Genomic DNA, 15213 nt, shown 5'->3' on the forward strand with positions numbered 1-15213 from the left:
CCTTGCGTCCAGGTGACCAGCCGTGTCCATTGGCGGGGATCGGAATCGCAGAAGAGTAGGTACGCCACACAAAACTGATCTTGCGCAACGAGAAGGGTTTGATAATTTGACGAAGGAACGCTTTGTTATTTCTCGGAGGCGTACCGGCTTTGGTGATTGCCTCTGGTCGCTGGCGTCAGCCTGGTCGTACGCGCAGCGGACCGGGCGGACGCTCGTCATCGACTGGCGCGGTTCCTGTTACGTCGACCAACCGTTCAGCAACGCCTTTTCGGTGTTCTTCGAGCCGGTTGAGGACATCGCTGGAGTGCCGGTGATTTGCGATGATCGGGTCAACCAGCTCTCGTTTCCCGGACCGTTCTTCCCGCGGTGGTGGAATAGGCCATCGATCGACTGCATCAATCGCCCGGATGAGCAGATCTTCCGAGAACGTGACGAACTGACCGAGCTGTTCCAGTCAAGAGAAGATAACGAAGCCAACACCATTGTCTGTGACGCTTGCCTGATGTGGCGTTGTAGCGAGGAAGCCGAGCGACTGATCTTTCGGAACATCAAACTCAGGCCTGAGATTCGAGCGCGGATCGACGCGTTCTGTGAGGAACACTTTAGCGGCCATAGCATCATCGGCGTTCATGTTCGGCACGGCAATGGCGAAGACATCATGGAGCATGCGCCATACTGGGCCGATTCGGAGCTCGCCCTTCGTCAGGTCTGCATGGCAATCCGCAAAGCCGAGGCTTTGCCATATCCAAAGCCTGTAAAGATCTTCCTGTGCACGGACAGTGCACAGGTGCTCGATCACGTATCGGGTATGTTTCCCAATGTCCTCGCCGTACCAAAACGTTTCCAGGCCGATCGGGCAGGGCCGTTGCATAGTGCGGAAATGGGAATTGAAGGTGGAGCTTCCGCTCTCGTCGACATGTATCTTCTTGCGCGATGCGCTACCGTGATCCGCTTTCCCCCAACCAGCGCCTTCACGCGCTACGCTCGTCTGCTCGTGCCCCGCATTATTGAATTCGATCTGAGCAATCCGGAGCATTTGAGCATGATCGATAATCCATACGAGCATTTTGCGGCTTCATGAACTGCCGCGTTGATCGGCTTGCAGTGGTCTCAGTCGGCATTCAAAAGGTGACGCCGTTTCGGCGTTAGCAGCTTCACCTTTTTGGTGCCCATTGAGACCAACCGCGACGCCAATTGATATTGGTGCCATCTGGTGGGTGCCTCTCAACAAGAGGCCTGCCCCTTTGCGGCACGTGATCGAGTGCGGCGTTCGGTCAGAGCTGTATATTTGGCATTTCCAGAAGCCGCTGTCTCGAGCGTAAATCAGGTCCAAATCTCGACAGCGGGCGCATGGGCTTTTGCTCCCGGCGCTCGCTATTCTGGTCTCGCTGGTCACACTGCCTTTACCCAAGTCGGGCTGTTTACAGCAGGTCGGCCGCGCAGTCCCACCCGATCTTGCGGGCTGGTGGCGACGTTTAGGTTTGGTACGCAGGGGCATGAAGCAATGATTGGCCGAGCCTAGTGAAGCCCGTCGACCGGGAGCCGACGCTGCAGTAGCAGGCCCCGTCGCCTCGAGCCAGCAACAGCCCTTCCGTTTTTTGATCCGGCGGACGTAGCAGAACCGATGCGCGAGCTTCGTCAAGCCGAGTTGCAACCTAATTTCGTCGACTTGAGCCAATTCTGATTGGTTTGTGCGTCGGGGAGAACAGCTAGTCGTCAGCAAGCAATTTATGGGTATCTCCCGCGCCTTGCTGGCCTGAACCGAATGCAAAAAATAGGAGAGCGAACAGTTATGTATGGTCGAATTGGTGGATCGTCCGATAGCGCCTACACGCATGACGCCAGCTGGCAAACCGATGCGGGAACCGAAAGCTTCGCTGACACGTTTGCACAGATGCGCTTAGACGAATCGACTTCTGGCGGAAGCTCATCTTCTGCGGGAGCACCAGCGTACTTCCTGAATGACAGACCTCCAAGCTGATGGAGGCATGGTACTCGATCCTGCGCAGCATCCCGACAAGTGGACGAAGAACAGTGCCGGTGAATGGCAGAGTGCGGACAAACCTCGACTCTATCTCTCCAAAGCTGAGGAGAACAGGAGCAGTGATACCGAGAGCGCACCAGGTTCCCCCAGATACGCGTACGAGGATGATTTCATGTGACTAGCACTGTTGTTGGATGTAGCCGCAATGATGGCGGCCGCATCCGACTGCAGGAGTCCTATGCTCACGGCCGCGTGAAGCGGAGAGCGTGGTTTAGGTGACCACGAAAGCCAGGCACGCAGCTTGCGGCGCGGCATTGAGTGCTGGCCGCCAGCTACGTGCTGGCGGGCCAAGGCGATCGCGCAGGCCGTCCTGGCTGAGCCTGACGTCGACCGGGGAATGGCCGACCGTGCTCGCCGATTCCAAAATCCGGCGCCCATCACCGCGACATCGTCGAGACCCAAAACGACCGCGAGGGAGGCCGCGACGATGCTCGAACAGCCCGCGCTTCTCTGGCTCCGCAATCCCGACCAGTTCTGAGGACGCGAGCGCTACCAGTTTAGCGCGCGGACCAAAGGGGGCCTTATTCCGCGCCGAACCACTTACCACGAGGCTGCTCGGGCTACTTAATGGCCTGCCGAGATCATCGGCCTGACAGTGCTGGCGTCGACCATCTGCTTGGCGAGGTATATCGCAGAAACGAAACGGTGGTGATTTCCGCCCCGGGTGCGACGCCTGGCCGGCCGACCGGTAATACGGCTGCTTGTGCGACGGATGTGATGCCGGCACGATCAGGCGTACGGGTGCGAAGCCTCGGCCAATACCACGAGCGCCAGCGGCGTGGCTACGTAATGCTTCGCGCCGCCATGCTTAAGCGGTGTCGTCCGGAAGGGCTATGGCGTATCATCGTCGCAGCCAAAAACTGCGATCCCCGGGCAGACGGCGAAGAGCACAGTGATTGTTGTCCGACGTTCAACGCAGCAGGCCAATCACGTGTGAATGTTCCAGCAGCAACAAGGGCGCGCCCGGTGGATAGATCGCCTTTGCTGGGCCATCTGTTTGCCACTAGCTAGTCTTATTCATTCATGCGCTCATCGCGTCCTTTTTGTTGGACCTTGCGAACAGCAAGACCCTTGGCCCATCGTATCGGATTGATCAACAGCCGCATGTGCGCGCGCGCACAGCGGCCGAGAAGGTATTGCACGAAACTGGCATCGGTCCTGATCTCCGCCAAAGGGAGCTGATCTATCTTCCCTGGCGAATGAGCCTCAGGCCACCTGGGGAGAGCGATGTAGTCAGCTCGCGGTGTAAACGCCGGCTTCTCGGCTCGAAGATCGAGCCCGCACGCATTTGTAACGCGCCCGGAAACACGGCGATGGTCCCGCCATTGCCGGGGCGTTGCCATTGTCGAAAAGCGAACAGGCGAGATGTTCGGAACCTGCCATTTGGGTCGCAAAGGTTCGCCGCTTGTGCCCTGTATCGCTTTGGCCCGGATCCTGCACCAGGTGCTCAGCCGAGGGAAGCGGACGGGAGCGGCATGTGAATCTGGGTCTACTAAATGACAAAGCGGTCCCAGCTCGATCGTCGCAAACGGACTTTGGCGGTCCAATTCACGCCGATCGAGCGCGCCGCCTGCTGCGTGAGCGGAAGACGCTGGTATTGACCGGAGCATCGCGCGGCATCGGTCGTGCCACCGGAAAATTGTTTTCGCAAGCCGGTTGGCGCGTCATTTCTTGCGCGCGCCAACCCTTCGACGCGGTGCGCTGCCCATGGAATTCAGAGGGCGACAGCTATATCAAAGTCGACCTGAGCGACCATCGGACGCTGCCGCGCGTGATTGCCGAGATCAAGGAGTGCCTTGCCGGCGCACCATTGCATGGACTGGTAAACAATGCCGGAACGTCACCAAAAATGCCGAACGGTGCCCGGCTGACGTCGCTGGCGACCTCAGTCGATACCTGGATGAGCGTGTTCCACCTCAATCTGGTGGCGCCGATCCTGCTCGCCCAAGGTCTGTTCGATGAGCTAAAAGCGGCTTCAGGCTCGATCGTCAATGTGACTTCGATCGCCGGCTCGCGCGTGCATCCATTTGCAGGCACGGCATATGCGACTTCGAAAGCTGCGCTCGCTTGTCTCACGCGCGAAATGGCGCACGATTACGCCTCACATGGCATTCGCGTCAATGCGGTCGCGCCCGGAGAAATCAAGACGGACATTTTGTCGCCTGCCACGGAAGCGCATCTTGTGCCAAAGATCCCACTTCGCCGAGTGGGTATACCCGAGGAAGTCGCCAAGGTCATTTTCTTCCTATGTTCAGATGCGGCAAGTTATGTCACTGGCGCCGAAGTCCCGATCAATGGCGGACAACACTTGTGATGAACTCGCCCCTGGCGAAGCCCGGTTCATCTGGGCCATCCCGGATGGAAGTCATTTTGGCCAGGGCGAATCCGCCAGGGAGTTGAAAGATTAACGCAGCAAACCTAGTCACTGTAGGTGCTGCCGACGTGCCATGAAGAGGCGTCATCTCTCGCCCCGCCCTGAGAACCGGATGTCAGATCGAGGGGCATGCAACACGCGTCCAACAAGTCCGATCAAGATCACGGGAGGATCAAGAAAGGAACGGAGAAGTCGTTATGCTGGACAACGTTTCCCTGCGCGAAAAACTAAACTCAACCTCCGACGCGGACCCCTCCGGTTATATTGTGCCGTCGCAAGAGAAATCGCTAAGCACGATCTTTGAAATGGCGCACACGCTGACCGGCCGAGCCGAGCTCGAAGCCAAGCTGGAGAGCGTCATCGAGCGTCTGCAATCGCTCGTGCAGATGCGCCGCGGAATCGTGTGTCTCTTCGGTCATGACGGCGTGCCCCAGATGATCGTAGGCGACGGTCGGGACGAAGACCGCGATTCGCGCCGCGGGGTGCGCTTGCCGCAAGGAGCAATTGATCAAATCGTGGCGTCGGGGCAGCCGCTCATCGTTGAGAACGTAGCGCTGCATTCGGCCTTCAGTTCTTCGGACGTCGAGATGCTAGATGCCGCCGGTAATACGCGTGTTGCATTCATCGGCGTTCCCATAGACATTGACGAGAAAGTTGCGGGTACGCTGAGCATTGACCGTATCGCAGACAACGGGATGCGCGCGCAGCTCGATGACGACCTCCACCTGCTGACCATGGTCGCTAGCCTTGTGGGCCAGACCGCGAAGCTGCATTCCATTGTTGAGCGCGATCGCAGGCGCCTTATGGACGAGGAGTTCCGACTGCAGAAGCAGCTGGCCGAACCAAAGCCTCATGGGCCGGAGCGTAAGAAGGTTCAAGTCGACGGAATTATTGGCGACAGCCCGGCGCTCCGCGCGTTACTTGAGAAGGTCCAGGTGATCGCAAAATCCAACAGCACGGTTCTGCTGCGTGGCGAATCGGGTACCGGAAAAGAGCTGGTCGCGAAGGCTATTCACGAGCATTCAGCGCGGGCCAAACGCCCCTTTATCAAGCTGAATTGCGCAGCCCTGACTGAGACGGTGCTAGAATCCGAATTGTTCGGTCACGAGAAGGGGGCGTTTACGGGTGCTTTCAATGCGCGCAAGGGTCGCTTCGAGCTCGCCGACAAGGGAACGTTGTTTCTAGATGAGATCGGTGAGATCTCGGCGTCGTTCCAGGCGAAGCTCCTGCGCGTGCTTCAGGAGCAGGAATTCGAGCGGGTCGGCGGCAATCAGACGATCAAAGTCGACGTCCGCGTGATTGCAGCTACGAACAGAAATCTTGAAGAGGCGGTGGCAAGGAGGGAGTTTCGTGCCGATCTCTACTACCGCATCAGCGTGGTTCCTCTGCTACTGCCCCCGCTGCGCGAAAGACGCACTGATATTCCGCTTCTCGCCGCTCGCTTCTTGAAGAACTTCAACAATGAAAACGGACGTGCTCTGGTGTTCGATTCAAGTGCGATTGAGGTCCTCACGATTTGCGAATTTCCCGGTAATGTCCGCGAGCTCGAGAACTGCGTGCAGCGGACCGCAACCCTCGCGCAAGGATCGTCGATCGTAAGACATGATTTTGCATGCTGCCACGGGCAGTGCCTGTCGGCCATGCTATGGAAGTGTGGAGCGGAGGAAATGGCACGACAGCCGAGCCCCCATTTCTCACTGCCCGCGAGGTTGAGCATGCCGCCTCCAGAAGCTATAACAGCCGTTCAGCCGGTCAGCAGCGAGCTGACACCGCTAGGGCCACCGGGGCGACCCGCGGTGGGTGCTGCGAAACTCACCGATCGCGAGCGCGTCATCGCAGCCATGGAAAGATCCGGGTGGGTACAGGCAAAAGCGGCGCGCCTGCTTGGACTAACCCCGCGCCAGATTGGCTATGCCTTGCGAAGACACGGTATCGAGATCAAGCGCTTCTAAAGCGTCGGGCCGCTCCTCTCTCGCGCTCGTCCGACTGGGATAGGAGAGCGTGGGAAGAGGCGGTTGCCAGTTAAAATGCATGATACGAATACTAGCCTCATGCCTTGGTTGGGATGCGCTCGCCGGTGAAGTGTAGGGCGTCTTCGCGTCGGCGGGCTTTGTCATCGTCTGTTTGCAACGTATTCCCCCTGAAAACTGGCTTGGCGTGAAACCGGCGCGTGATTGCTGCGGCTCCGTTGCTGCCCGTAACTCAGATCAGCTCAAGACGCGCCCATGCTCAAGCCGTCGTAGTTGCGACAACCGAGTCGCCGTCAGTCTTTGCATGCCTTCCTCATCGGCGAAATGCCTGGGGTGGTATGACATTTGCTGCTCGTCGGGAGCCGGCTCAGCATCCTAGGAGAAGTAATGCACAGCATCGTCTGCATCAAACAGGTCCCCGACTCCGCGCAAATCCGCGTGCACCCTGTTACCAATACGATCATGCGCCAGGGCGTGCCGACAATCATCAACCCATATGATCTCTTCGCACTGGAAGCTGCGCTCGACCTACGAGCTAGGTTCGGCGGCGAAATTACCGTCCTCACAATGGGGCCACCGTCGGCCGAAGAATCTCTCCGAAAGGCACTGACATTTGGTGCCGATCGCGCTGTCCTGCTCACTGATCGTAGTTTCGCGGGCTCCGATACGCTGGCGACGAGTTACGCGCTGGCGTGCGCCGTTCGCAATATCGGGAGGGAATATGGCCCGCCGGACGTCATATTCACAGGCAAGCAGACGATCGACGGCGATACGGCGCAGGTGGGGCCTGGCATCGCAAAGAGGCTCGGGGTCCAGCAGCTTACGTACGTCTCCACAGTCAAAGCGTTGGACTTCAAAGCACGCACAATCGAGGCGGAACGGCGCTGCGAAGGCGGCGTCCAGGTGTTGCGTTCCAAGCTGCCGTGTCTGGTCAGCATGTTGGAGGCAACCAATCAAATTCGCCGCGGTGCAATGATAGATGCGCTGCGCGCCGCCCGTGCCACAATCGTAAAGTGGAGCGCCCAAAATGCTGGCGTGGATGACATGGCCAAATGCGGTCTGAGGGGGTCTCCGACGGTGGTCAAACGTGTTTTCGCGCCCGCCGCGCGCGCGGAGAAGGCGACGTGGGTGGAGGCGGCCGAGCAGCCGGCGCAAGCATTGATCGAGGCCATGTTCAAGCGCAACCCTATGCTTGAGGAGGAGCTCGCACAGCTCGCGCGCGGTACCTCGTCCGCACAAGCGACCGGCGCGTGAAGTCGCGGCCGATCGAGCAGAGCCAGCGATGGCCTGGGTCGTGGTCATGCATTGGCCCGTCGCTCTCGTGGTGCGAGACACCGGTTCGCTCGGGAAATTCATGCAGCCTGACGAGGTGGCCGTTCAGTTTGTGTGGCAGCCGTACAGAGTACCCCGCCGAATTCGCTGCGCGGAGCTCGCGCGAGGGATCTGTCCCCTCGCGCGAGATCTGAGTGTTTCGCGTGACTGCAACGTGCGGGCATTATCATCGTGCCCTTCGACGACAGACGGAACCGGGCTTAGCTGATAATGCTCAGCCACTCCCGGTCAACATCAGCGCCAGCTCGTCCCGATACTGCCCGCGATCGCATAGGAAGAACCGTGACCGGCAGAGTCGGCCGCGCACCACCGTGAGATCACCGCAAGGGCGGTCACGCACCAAGTTCGGTGCGGTCTCGGGCCGTTAACGTCCCCGTGGGGGCGCGTGCTAATGCGTGGCAAATTGCGCGGTTACGGCCCTGTTAGACCGCTCGGGTCTCGACGGTTTCGCAACTCTTTTTGTGCTTCCTGGATAAATCGTCAGCGCGGCGATGATGCCGAGCAAAGCTGCAAACATCAGCCAAAAACCTGGCGAAGCCTTGTCGTCGGTCCGATGGATCAGCCAAGTCGATGCGAACGGCGTCAACGTGCCAAAGAGAGCTGCGGCGAGTGCGAAGGCCAAAGAAAAGCAGGTTGTGCGAACGTGCTTCGGCACGATTTCGACTAGAGCGCCCAACATGGCGCCGCTATAGGTCCCAAAGTAGAACGAGAATATCATCTCCACCACCAGCATCTTGCCAAAGCTTGGGTCGGTCACGAGCCAAGACAACGCCGGATATACGGTCACCAAGGCGAGGCCGGCAATCGTCAGCAAGATCGGCTTCCGGCCGATTTTGTCTGAAATCGCCCCGCCAATTGGGTTCCAGATGAAGTTCGTCACGGCGACCAAAAGCGTTACCAAGAGCGTGTTCTGCGACGACAGCTGCAATACGTGCTTGCCGAATGTAGGCGTGTACACCGTGACGAAATAGAAGGTCGTAGTCGTCAGCATCGCGATCATCATGCCGAGAATGACAATGCGCCAGTTCGCAACTGTGGAGGCGAAGACCTCGCGGGCCGTTGGGTGGTTCTTCATGACCAGAAACTCCGGAGTTTCCTCCAGTGTCCGGCGCAGGAAGAAAATAAGCGGAACGATCAAGCAGCCAAGGAAGAACGGGATCCGCCAGCCCCAGGAGGCAACCATTTCGGCCGGAAGTGCTTCGCTCAAAAAATATCCGATAAGAGCCGCGACAAAGATCGCAACCTGCTGGCTCGAGGACTGAAACGATGTGTAAAAACCGCGGTTGCCCGGAGTGGCAATCTCGGAGAGGTAGACGGAAACGCCGCCAACCTCAACCCCGGCAGAAAATCCCTGCAACAGCCGTCCGAACAGCACGATCACGGGTGCGGCAATGCCGATCGTCGCATAGCCGGGACAAAAGGCGATGATGATGGTGCCAATGGCCATGATCGAAAGCGTGATCATCAGGCCTTGCCGACGGCCAATCTGGTCAATATAGGCTCCAAGCACGATCGCGCCAACAGGTCGCATCAAGGCACCCAGCCAGAACACACCGAAAGTGTTAAGCAGTGAAGCCGTTTCGCTTCCTGATGGAAAGAATGCGTTTCCGATGGCACTGGCGTAGAACCCAAACAAGAAGAAGTCGAACTGCTCGAGGAAGTTGCCGCTCGTCGCACGTAAGATGGCACCAATGCGCGATTTGGCATTTGACGCGTGCCCAATGGACGGTGGTGACATGGCGAGGTTCCTCTCGTTTGAAATGGCCGGTTCCGGAGAAAATCTCACGCCAGCCGAGTGCGTTTGATGGCCGCGAATCTGCCATCAGGGCACGATCGACCAACCTGTAAGCGCCTGACGTTTCCGGCATAATTTCGGCAATTGGCCTTGGCTCATTCGACGGTAACCGATTTCGCAAGATTTCGCGGTTGGTCGACGTCCGTGCCCATGAAGTTGGCCGTGTGATAGGCCAGGAGCTGCACCGGAATGGCATAGACAATGGGCGTAAATGTCGTCCCCATTTCCGGCAGCACGATCGTCGCGAGTGTATCCATGGACACCTCCGCGGCGCCGCAAGCGTCCGTTATCAAGATAATCTTGCCGCCGCGTGCGGCGACCTCCTGCATGTTCGAGGTGGTCTTTTCGAAGAGCCGGTCGCAAGGAGCGATGACGATGACGGGAACGCTCTCGTCGACCAAGGCGATGGGGCCGTGCTTGAGCTCTCCGGCCGCATAGCCAGCGGCGTGAATATAGGAGATTTCCTTCAGCTTCAGGGCCCCTTCCAGCGCCAGTGGAAACGAGGTGCCGCGACCAAGATATAGCACGTCACGTGATTTGGCGATGTCGCGTGCGAGCTTCTCAATCTGCGGCTCGCTGCCAAGCGCCGCTATCACTAGCCGGGGAATTTCGATCAGCGCTCGCACGAGATCGACCTCGTCGCTCTCCGACAATTCACCCCGCGCCTTGCCGGCAGCGACCGCAAGCGCCGCCAGGACGACAAGCTGGCATGTGAACGCCTTGGTCGAGGCAACGCCGATTTCAGGTCCGGCGAGTGTCTGCAACACGGTCCCGCTTTCGCGCGCAATGGTCGAACTCAGAACGTTCACGATCGAGAGCGTATGCAGGCCTTGCGATTTGGCATAGCGGAGCGCGGCCAGCGTATCGGCCGTCTCGCCGGACTGCGAGATGAAGATAGCAAGATCTCCCTTGCGCATCGGTGCCTCACGATAGCGAAATTCGGAGGCGACATCGAGCTCGACCGGAATACGAGCCAGCCGCTCGAACCAGTATTTGGCGATATGGCCGGCATAGCCTGCCGTACCGCAAGCCGTGATCGAGATATGTCCGATCTCGTTGAAATCAAACGGAAGCTCCTGCGGCAGCGCCACGCTCTCGGTGGCGACATCGACGTAATGCGCCAGCGTCTGCCCGATCACCTCTGGCTGTTCGTGGATTTCCTTGGCCATGAAGTGGCGGTAGTTTGCTTTGTCGACGAGAACCGACGACGCGCCAGATTTCACCACCTCGCGGCGGGCGACCGTGCCTTGTGCGTCGTAAACCACGCTGAAGTTGCGGTTGAGCACGGCCCAATCGCCGTCCTCAAGATAGGTGATCAAGTCGGTAAGGGGCGCAAGCGCGATAGCATCCGATCCGAGATACATTTCGCCTTCGCCATGGCCGATCGCAAGCGGTGAGCCCTTCCGGGCGCCGATCATGAGGTCGTGTTGACCCTTGAACAGGATTGCAAGCGCAAACGCGCCCACTAGCCTCGGGAGCGAGGCTTTTACCGCGTCCTGCGGCGAGCAGCCTTTTTTCAGATGAGAGTCGATAAGATGCGCCACCACCTCGGTGTCTGTTTCAGAAGCGAAACAGGCGCCATGCTGTTTCAGCTCCGCGCGCAGCTCGCGAAAATTCTCGATAATGCCGTTATGGACCACTGCAACATTGTCCGTTGCATGCGGATGAGCATTGTGCTCGGTCGGCTTGCCATGTGTAGCCCAGCGCGTATGCCCGATCCCGACATGGCCTGAGAGCGGATGGCGGCGAACGCGTGTCTCAAGGTTCCTCAGCTTGCCCTCGGCGCGCCGAAGCTCGATATGATCTCCCTTGAGCGTTCCGATGCCTGCTGAGTCGTAGCCGCGATATTCCAGTCGCTTAAGTGAATCGATGAGTCGATCCGCGACCGGACCGCGCCCCAAGATACCGACAATTCCGCACATGCTAATCAGTTTACCTCGAGTTCAAAACAAAGCGTCCCGCAAGGCTCGCCTGACCAATTCGCTCGCCATAGCTTCGGCCAGTCTAGCCCGTGCCTGCCCTCCATCGGGCACGCGTCACCCGGCGGTGCGCGAGTTCCAAGGAACACCGGAGCCCGGTCGAATTCGCCGGAAGATCCTAAAGCAACTTTCTGGAACCGAACAATGAGCGCCATCAGCGGCTAGCAGCTGCATGGTTCTTCCGTTTGTCCGATGTAGCCGGTGCCGCCAAGAAGGCTTGGTAGGCCTGCCGCATTCCATGTGTAAGCCATGTCCTCGCGCGCCAGCCGAGGCTCGCGAGACGGCTGACGTCGAGCAGCTTGCGCGGCGTGCCGTCGGGCCGGGAGGTATCGAAACTGATCTCGCCGATGTAGCCGACGACTTCGGCGACGATGCGGGCTAACTCGGCGATGGTGATGTCCTCGCCGGTGCCGATGTTGATCAGCTCCGCGCTCGAATAGGTCTTCATCAAATGCACGCAGGCATCGGCCATGTCGTCGACATAGAGGAACTCGCGCCGCGGCGTCCCGGTGCCCCAAACTACGACGCTTTTTGCGCCCGAAACCTTGGCCTCATGGAAGCGCCGGATCAGGGCCGCGACCACGTGGCTCATTTCGGGGTGATAATTGTCGCCGGGCCCGTAAAGATTGGTCGGCATGACGCTGATGAAGTCGCACCCGTACTGGCTGCGATAGGCCTCGGCCATCTTAATCCCGGCGATCTTGGCGATTGCATAGGGCTCGTTGGTCGGCTCGAGCGGGCCGGTCAGCACGCAATCTTCGCGCAACGGCTGCTCCGCCAGCTTCGGGTAGATGCAGGACGAACCCAAGAACATCAGCTTCTCGGCGCCGTTCCGATGCGCGGCCTGGATCACGTTGGCCGCGATCGCGATGTTGTCGTAGATGAACTCGGCGCGCAGCGTATTGTTGGCGACGATGCCGCCGACCTTCGCTGCGGCGAGGAAGATCACTTGCGGCCGCACGCGCGTGAACCAGTCGAACACTTGGGCCTGGTTGCAGAGATCGACCTCGCGCCGGTCCACGGTGACGAGTTTGACGTCCTCCCTTTCGAGCCGGCGCATGAGCGCGCTGCCGACCATGCCGCGATGGCCGGCGACGTAGACGCTCTTGCCGGTCAGCTCAAACGTTGCGTTTGCCACTCGCCACGTCCCGTTTTGCGTCTGCCAGATCGCTCACCATCATCTCCGCGACGAGCTCTGCAAAGCTCCGCTTCGGCGTCCAGCCAAGCACCTCGCGCGCCTTGCTGGCGTCGCCGACGAGGAGATCAACCTCGGTGGGGCGGAAATAGGTCGGATCGATCTTCACCACCGTCTTGCCGGTCTTGGTGTCGACGCCGGTCTCGTCAACGCCCTCCCCGCGCCATTCGATGCGGCGACCAACCTGCGCGAACGACAGCTCGACCATCTCGCGCACGGAGTGCATCTCGCCGGTGGAGAGCACGAAATCGTCCGGCTTGTCGGCCTGGAGGATCTTGTGCATGCCCTCGACATAGTCGCGGGCATGGCCCCAGTCGCGCTTGGCCGAGAGATTGCCGAGATAGAGCGTCTGTTCGAGGCCGAGTTCGATGCGGGCGACAGCGCGCGTGATCTTGCGGGTGACGAAGGTCTCGCCGCGGATCGGGCTCTCGTGGTTGAACAGGATGCCGTTGGAGGCAAACATGCCGTAGGCCTCGCGGTAGTTCACCGTAATCCAGTAGCCATAGAGCTTTGCGACGCCGTAGGGCGAGCGCGGATAGAACGGCGTGGTCTCCTTCTGCGGAATCTCCTGGACCAGGCCATAGAGCTCGGAGGTCGAAGCTTGATAAAACCGCGTCTCCTTTTCCATGCCGAGGATGCGGATCGCTTCCAGGAGCCGCAGCACGCCGATGCCGTCGGCGTTGGCGGTGTATTCGGGGCTTTCGAAGCTGACGGCGACGTGGCTTTGGGCCGCGAGATTGTAGATCTCGGTCGGCCGGATTTGCTGCACGAGGCGGATCAGATTGGTCGAATCCGTCATGTCGCCGTAGTGCATCAGGAACGGCACCTTGCCGACATGCGGGTCTTGGTAGAGATGATCGACCCGCGCGGTGTTGAACGAGGACGAACGCCGCTTGATGCCGTGCACGACATAGCCGAGCGACAGCAGATATTCGGCGAGATAGGCGCCGTCCTGCCCGGTGATGCCGGTGATGAGAGCGATCCGCCGTTTGCTCGCTTGGTTTGACAAATCGTTTCTCTGCGCATGTTAATGTCGTCCCGCGATCGACGACCTTTAATCGCGTCGGCCTCCGATGCGGAAGCGTCACGCTCAAGAAGCACTGAACTCTGGACGTGTATAGACATTGCATCGATCGCTCAACTGTACGGAGGTAAACGTTCCACATCGAAACGGTTTTGAAGGACTATACGAAAGTTTGTAATCCGGCGGATTTCGTTCGACTTCGTCGGGCGTCGCTCCACTGCTTGGGTGCGACCAGTGGAATTGCGACGCGGCCAGGTGGCAAGCGACCCGTCGGGACCGAGAAGCCGTTCCACTGTCTCTACTTGCTCAACTCGCGCGGCGAGCCGGGCCATAGGATGGCCGCCTCGGACATGCGACCTGTTCGAAAGGAGCCGATTGTTGGGCCTCGAATGAGGCAGGCATGCAGTCGGGCTCGTTGAGCGTTCGCTGCGTGTATCGAGGAGGCGTTGGTAATCCCTAAGGCCTGAACCCTCCTGAGATTGCTCAGCAAGCTGTGAGCCAGCTCATAATCCGACCAGCTTTCGTACGATGGCTCAATCATTGCAGCCAGGCATGACGAAGATGTCGCGATAGGAGGATGCGAACCAAACACTGTGCGAACGTGTATGCCTACAGCCCTGCTCCGTTTCGGCGCGAGCAAGCCATTTACAGGTTCGCGGGAGGCGGATCACAACCAGCTGCATGGCCTCCAACTTCCATTCCACTCTGAGCAGCGAAGCGCTGATCTCCGGAAGGCGACCTCCACCATGAGCAATATCTCAAATCGGCAATCACCACGAGGCGATGCTGCTCCGATCTTAGCATCCGGTTCTCCTGCACTCCCCGTTTCATCGCGAGATCTTGCAATGATTCGCCGAGGCGACTTCACTGAGGCGTTTCAAGGCATCACGGGCGTTCTGCAATCTGAGCTCAAAAGGACACATTCCCAATTGGTCGCCCGGACGCTGTTGTACGGCCAGGCGCGGTCGCCAGCTGCATTGAAGACCTTACAATCTGACGCTACGTCCGATTCAATCCCTTATGTCGAGAGTCGCGCATTTGGCGCGCGATCTGACGCGGACCACTAATGAGTCTGAACCGCCCCGGGTTTGCCGGAGGCCATTTGGTTTAAGTTATGCCGCCATGGCGGGTTGTTCCAGCATGGCGTAGTAGCGTTGCTCGGCTTCGGCAGGCGGGATGTTGCCGATGGGCTCCATGAGCCGTCGATTGTTGAACCAGTCCACCCATTCCAGGGTCGCGAACTCTACGGCCTCGAAGCTGCGCCATGGTCCACGCCGATGGATCACCTCTGCTTTGTAAAGGCCGTTGATCGTTTCGGCGAGAGCGTTGTCATAGGAATCTCCAACGCTGCCGACGGAAGGTTCTATACCTGCTTCAGCCAGGCGCTCGGTGTACTTAATGGATACGTATTGGGCGGATTCAAACGGTCGTCGCAACACCAGGAGTTTGGAGGTTGCGATGAACGTTGTAAGGCGCAGATCGGCGCGGTCAGGACGAGCC

General features: G+C 59.2%; 10 protein-coding genes. 5 read left to right on the forward strand and 5 right to left on the reverse strand.

The features are described 5' to 3' along the window. The first annotated feature begins 106 nt into the window (after positions 1 to 106). The 5 genes from ABIB80_RS22505 (at position 107) to ABIB80_RS22520 (ending at position 7642) form a co-directional block, all read left to right on the forward strand. Positions 107 to 1081 (forward strand): nodulation protein NodZ, encoded by a 975-nt coding sequence (locus ABIB80_RS22505; protein ID WP_354128385.1) that lies wholly within the window; start codon positions 107 to 109, stop codon positions 1079 to 1081. Between the two features lie 907 nt (positions 1082 to 1988). Continuing rightward, a complete protein-coding gene (locus tag ABIB80_RS39410; RefSeq protein ID WP_502918741.1) occupies positions 1989 to 2162 on the forward strand; it encodes a hypothetical protein in 174 nt (57 codons plus the stop codon). A gap of 1359 nt (positions 2163 to 3521) precedes the next feature. Further along, positions 3522 to 4358: an SDR family NAD(P)-dependent oxidoreductase gene (locus ABIB80_RS22510; protein WP_502918742.1), complete on the forward strand. Its 837-nt coding sequence runs from the start codon at positions 3522 to 3524 to the stop codon at positions 4356 to 4358. A 257-nt stretch (positions 4359 to 4615) separates the two neighbouring features. Next, positions 4616 to 6370: a nif-specific transcriptional activator NifA gene (nifA, locus tag ABIB80_RS22515; RefSeq protein WP_354128386.1), complete on the forward strand. Its 1755-nt coding sequence runs from the start codon at positions 4616 to 4618 to the stop codon at positions 6368 to 6370. Between the two features lie 405 nt (positions 6371 to 6775). Next, positions 6776 to 7642, forward strand: coding sequence for an electron transfer flavoprotein subunit beta/FixA family protein (locus tag ABIB80_RS22520; protein ID WP_354128387.1), 867 nt, complete (start codon positions 6776 to 6778; stop codon positions 7640 to 7642). 466 nt (positions 7643 to 8108) lie between these two features. On the opposite strand, the gene ABIB80_RS22525 is transcribed toward ABIB80_RS22520, so the two are convergent. From ABIB80_RS22525 to ABIB80_RS22545, 5 genes are all read right to left on the reverse strand, one after another. Then, entirely contained in the window at positions 8109 to 9458 is a 1350-nt protein-coding gene (locus tag ABIB80_RS22525; RefSeq protein WP_354128388.1) for an MFS transporter, read from the reverse strand. 152 nt (positions 9459 to 9610) lie between these two features. After that, complete coding sequence (gene glmS / locus ABIB80_RS22530; RefSeq protein ID WP_354128389.1) at positions 9611 to 11437, reverse strand: glutamine--fructose-6-phosphate transaminase (isomerizing); 1827 nt, start codon at positions 11435 to 11437, stop codon at positions 9611 to 9613. A 211-nt stretch (positions 11438 to 11648) separates the two neighbouring features. Continuing rightward, positions 11649 to 12632: a GDP-L-fucose synthase gene (gene fcl / locus ABIB80_RS22535; protein WP_354128390.1), complete on the reverse strand. Its 984-nt coding sequence runs from the start codon at positions 12630 to 12632 to the stop codon at positions 11649 to 11651. After that, the gene (gmd, locus tag ABIB80_RS22540; RefSeq protein ID WP_354128391.1) at positions 12613 to 13698 is read right to left on the reverse strand and encodes a GDP-mannose 4,6-dehydratase; all 1086 of its coding nucleotides are present in this window, start codon (positions 13696 to 13698) and stop codon (positions 12613 to 12615) included. Before gmd ends, fcl begins: the two co-directional genes overlap by 20 nt. A 1127-nt stretch (positions 13699 to 14825) precedes the next feature. Further along, the coding region (locus tag ABIB80_RS22545; RefSeq protein ID WP_354128392.1) for an integrase core domain-containing protein at positions 14826 to 15213 on the reverse strand (388 nt) is incomplete at its 5' end.

The sequence above is a fragment of the Bradyrhizobium sp. i1.15.2 genome (assembly GCF_040548425.1).
Lineage (GTDB): Bacteria > Pseudomonadota > Alphaproteobacteria > Rhizobiales > Xanthobacteraceae > Bradyrhizobium > Bradyrhizobium canariense.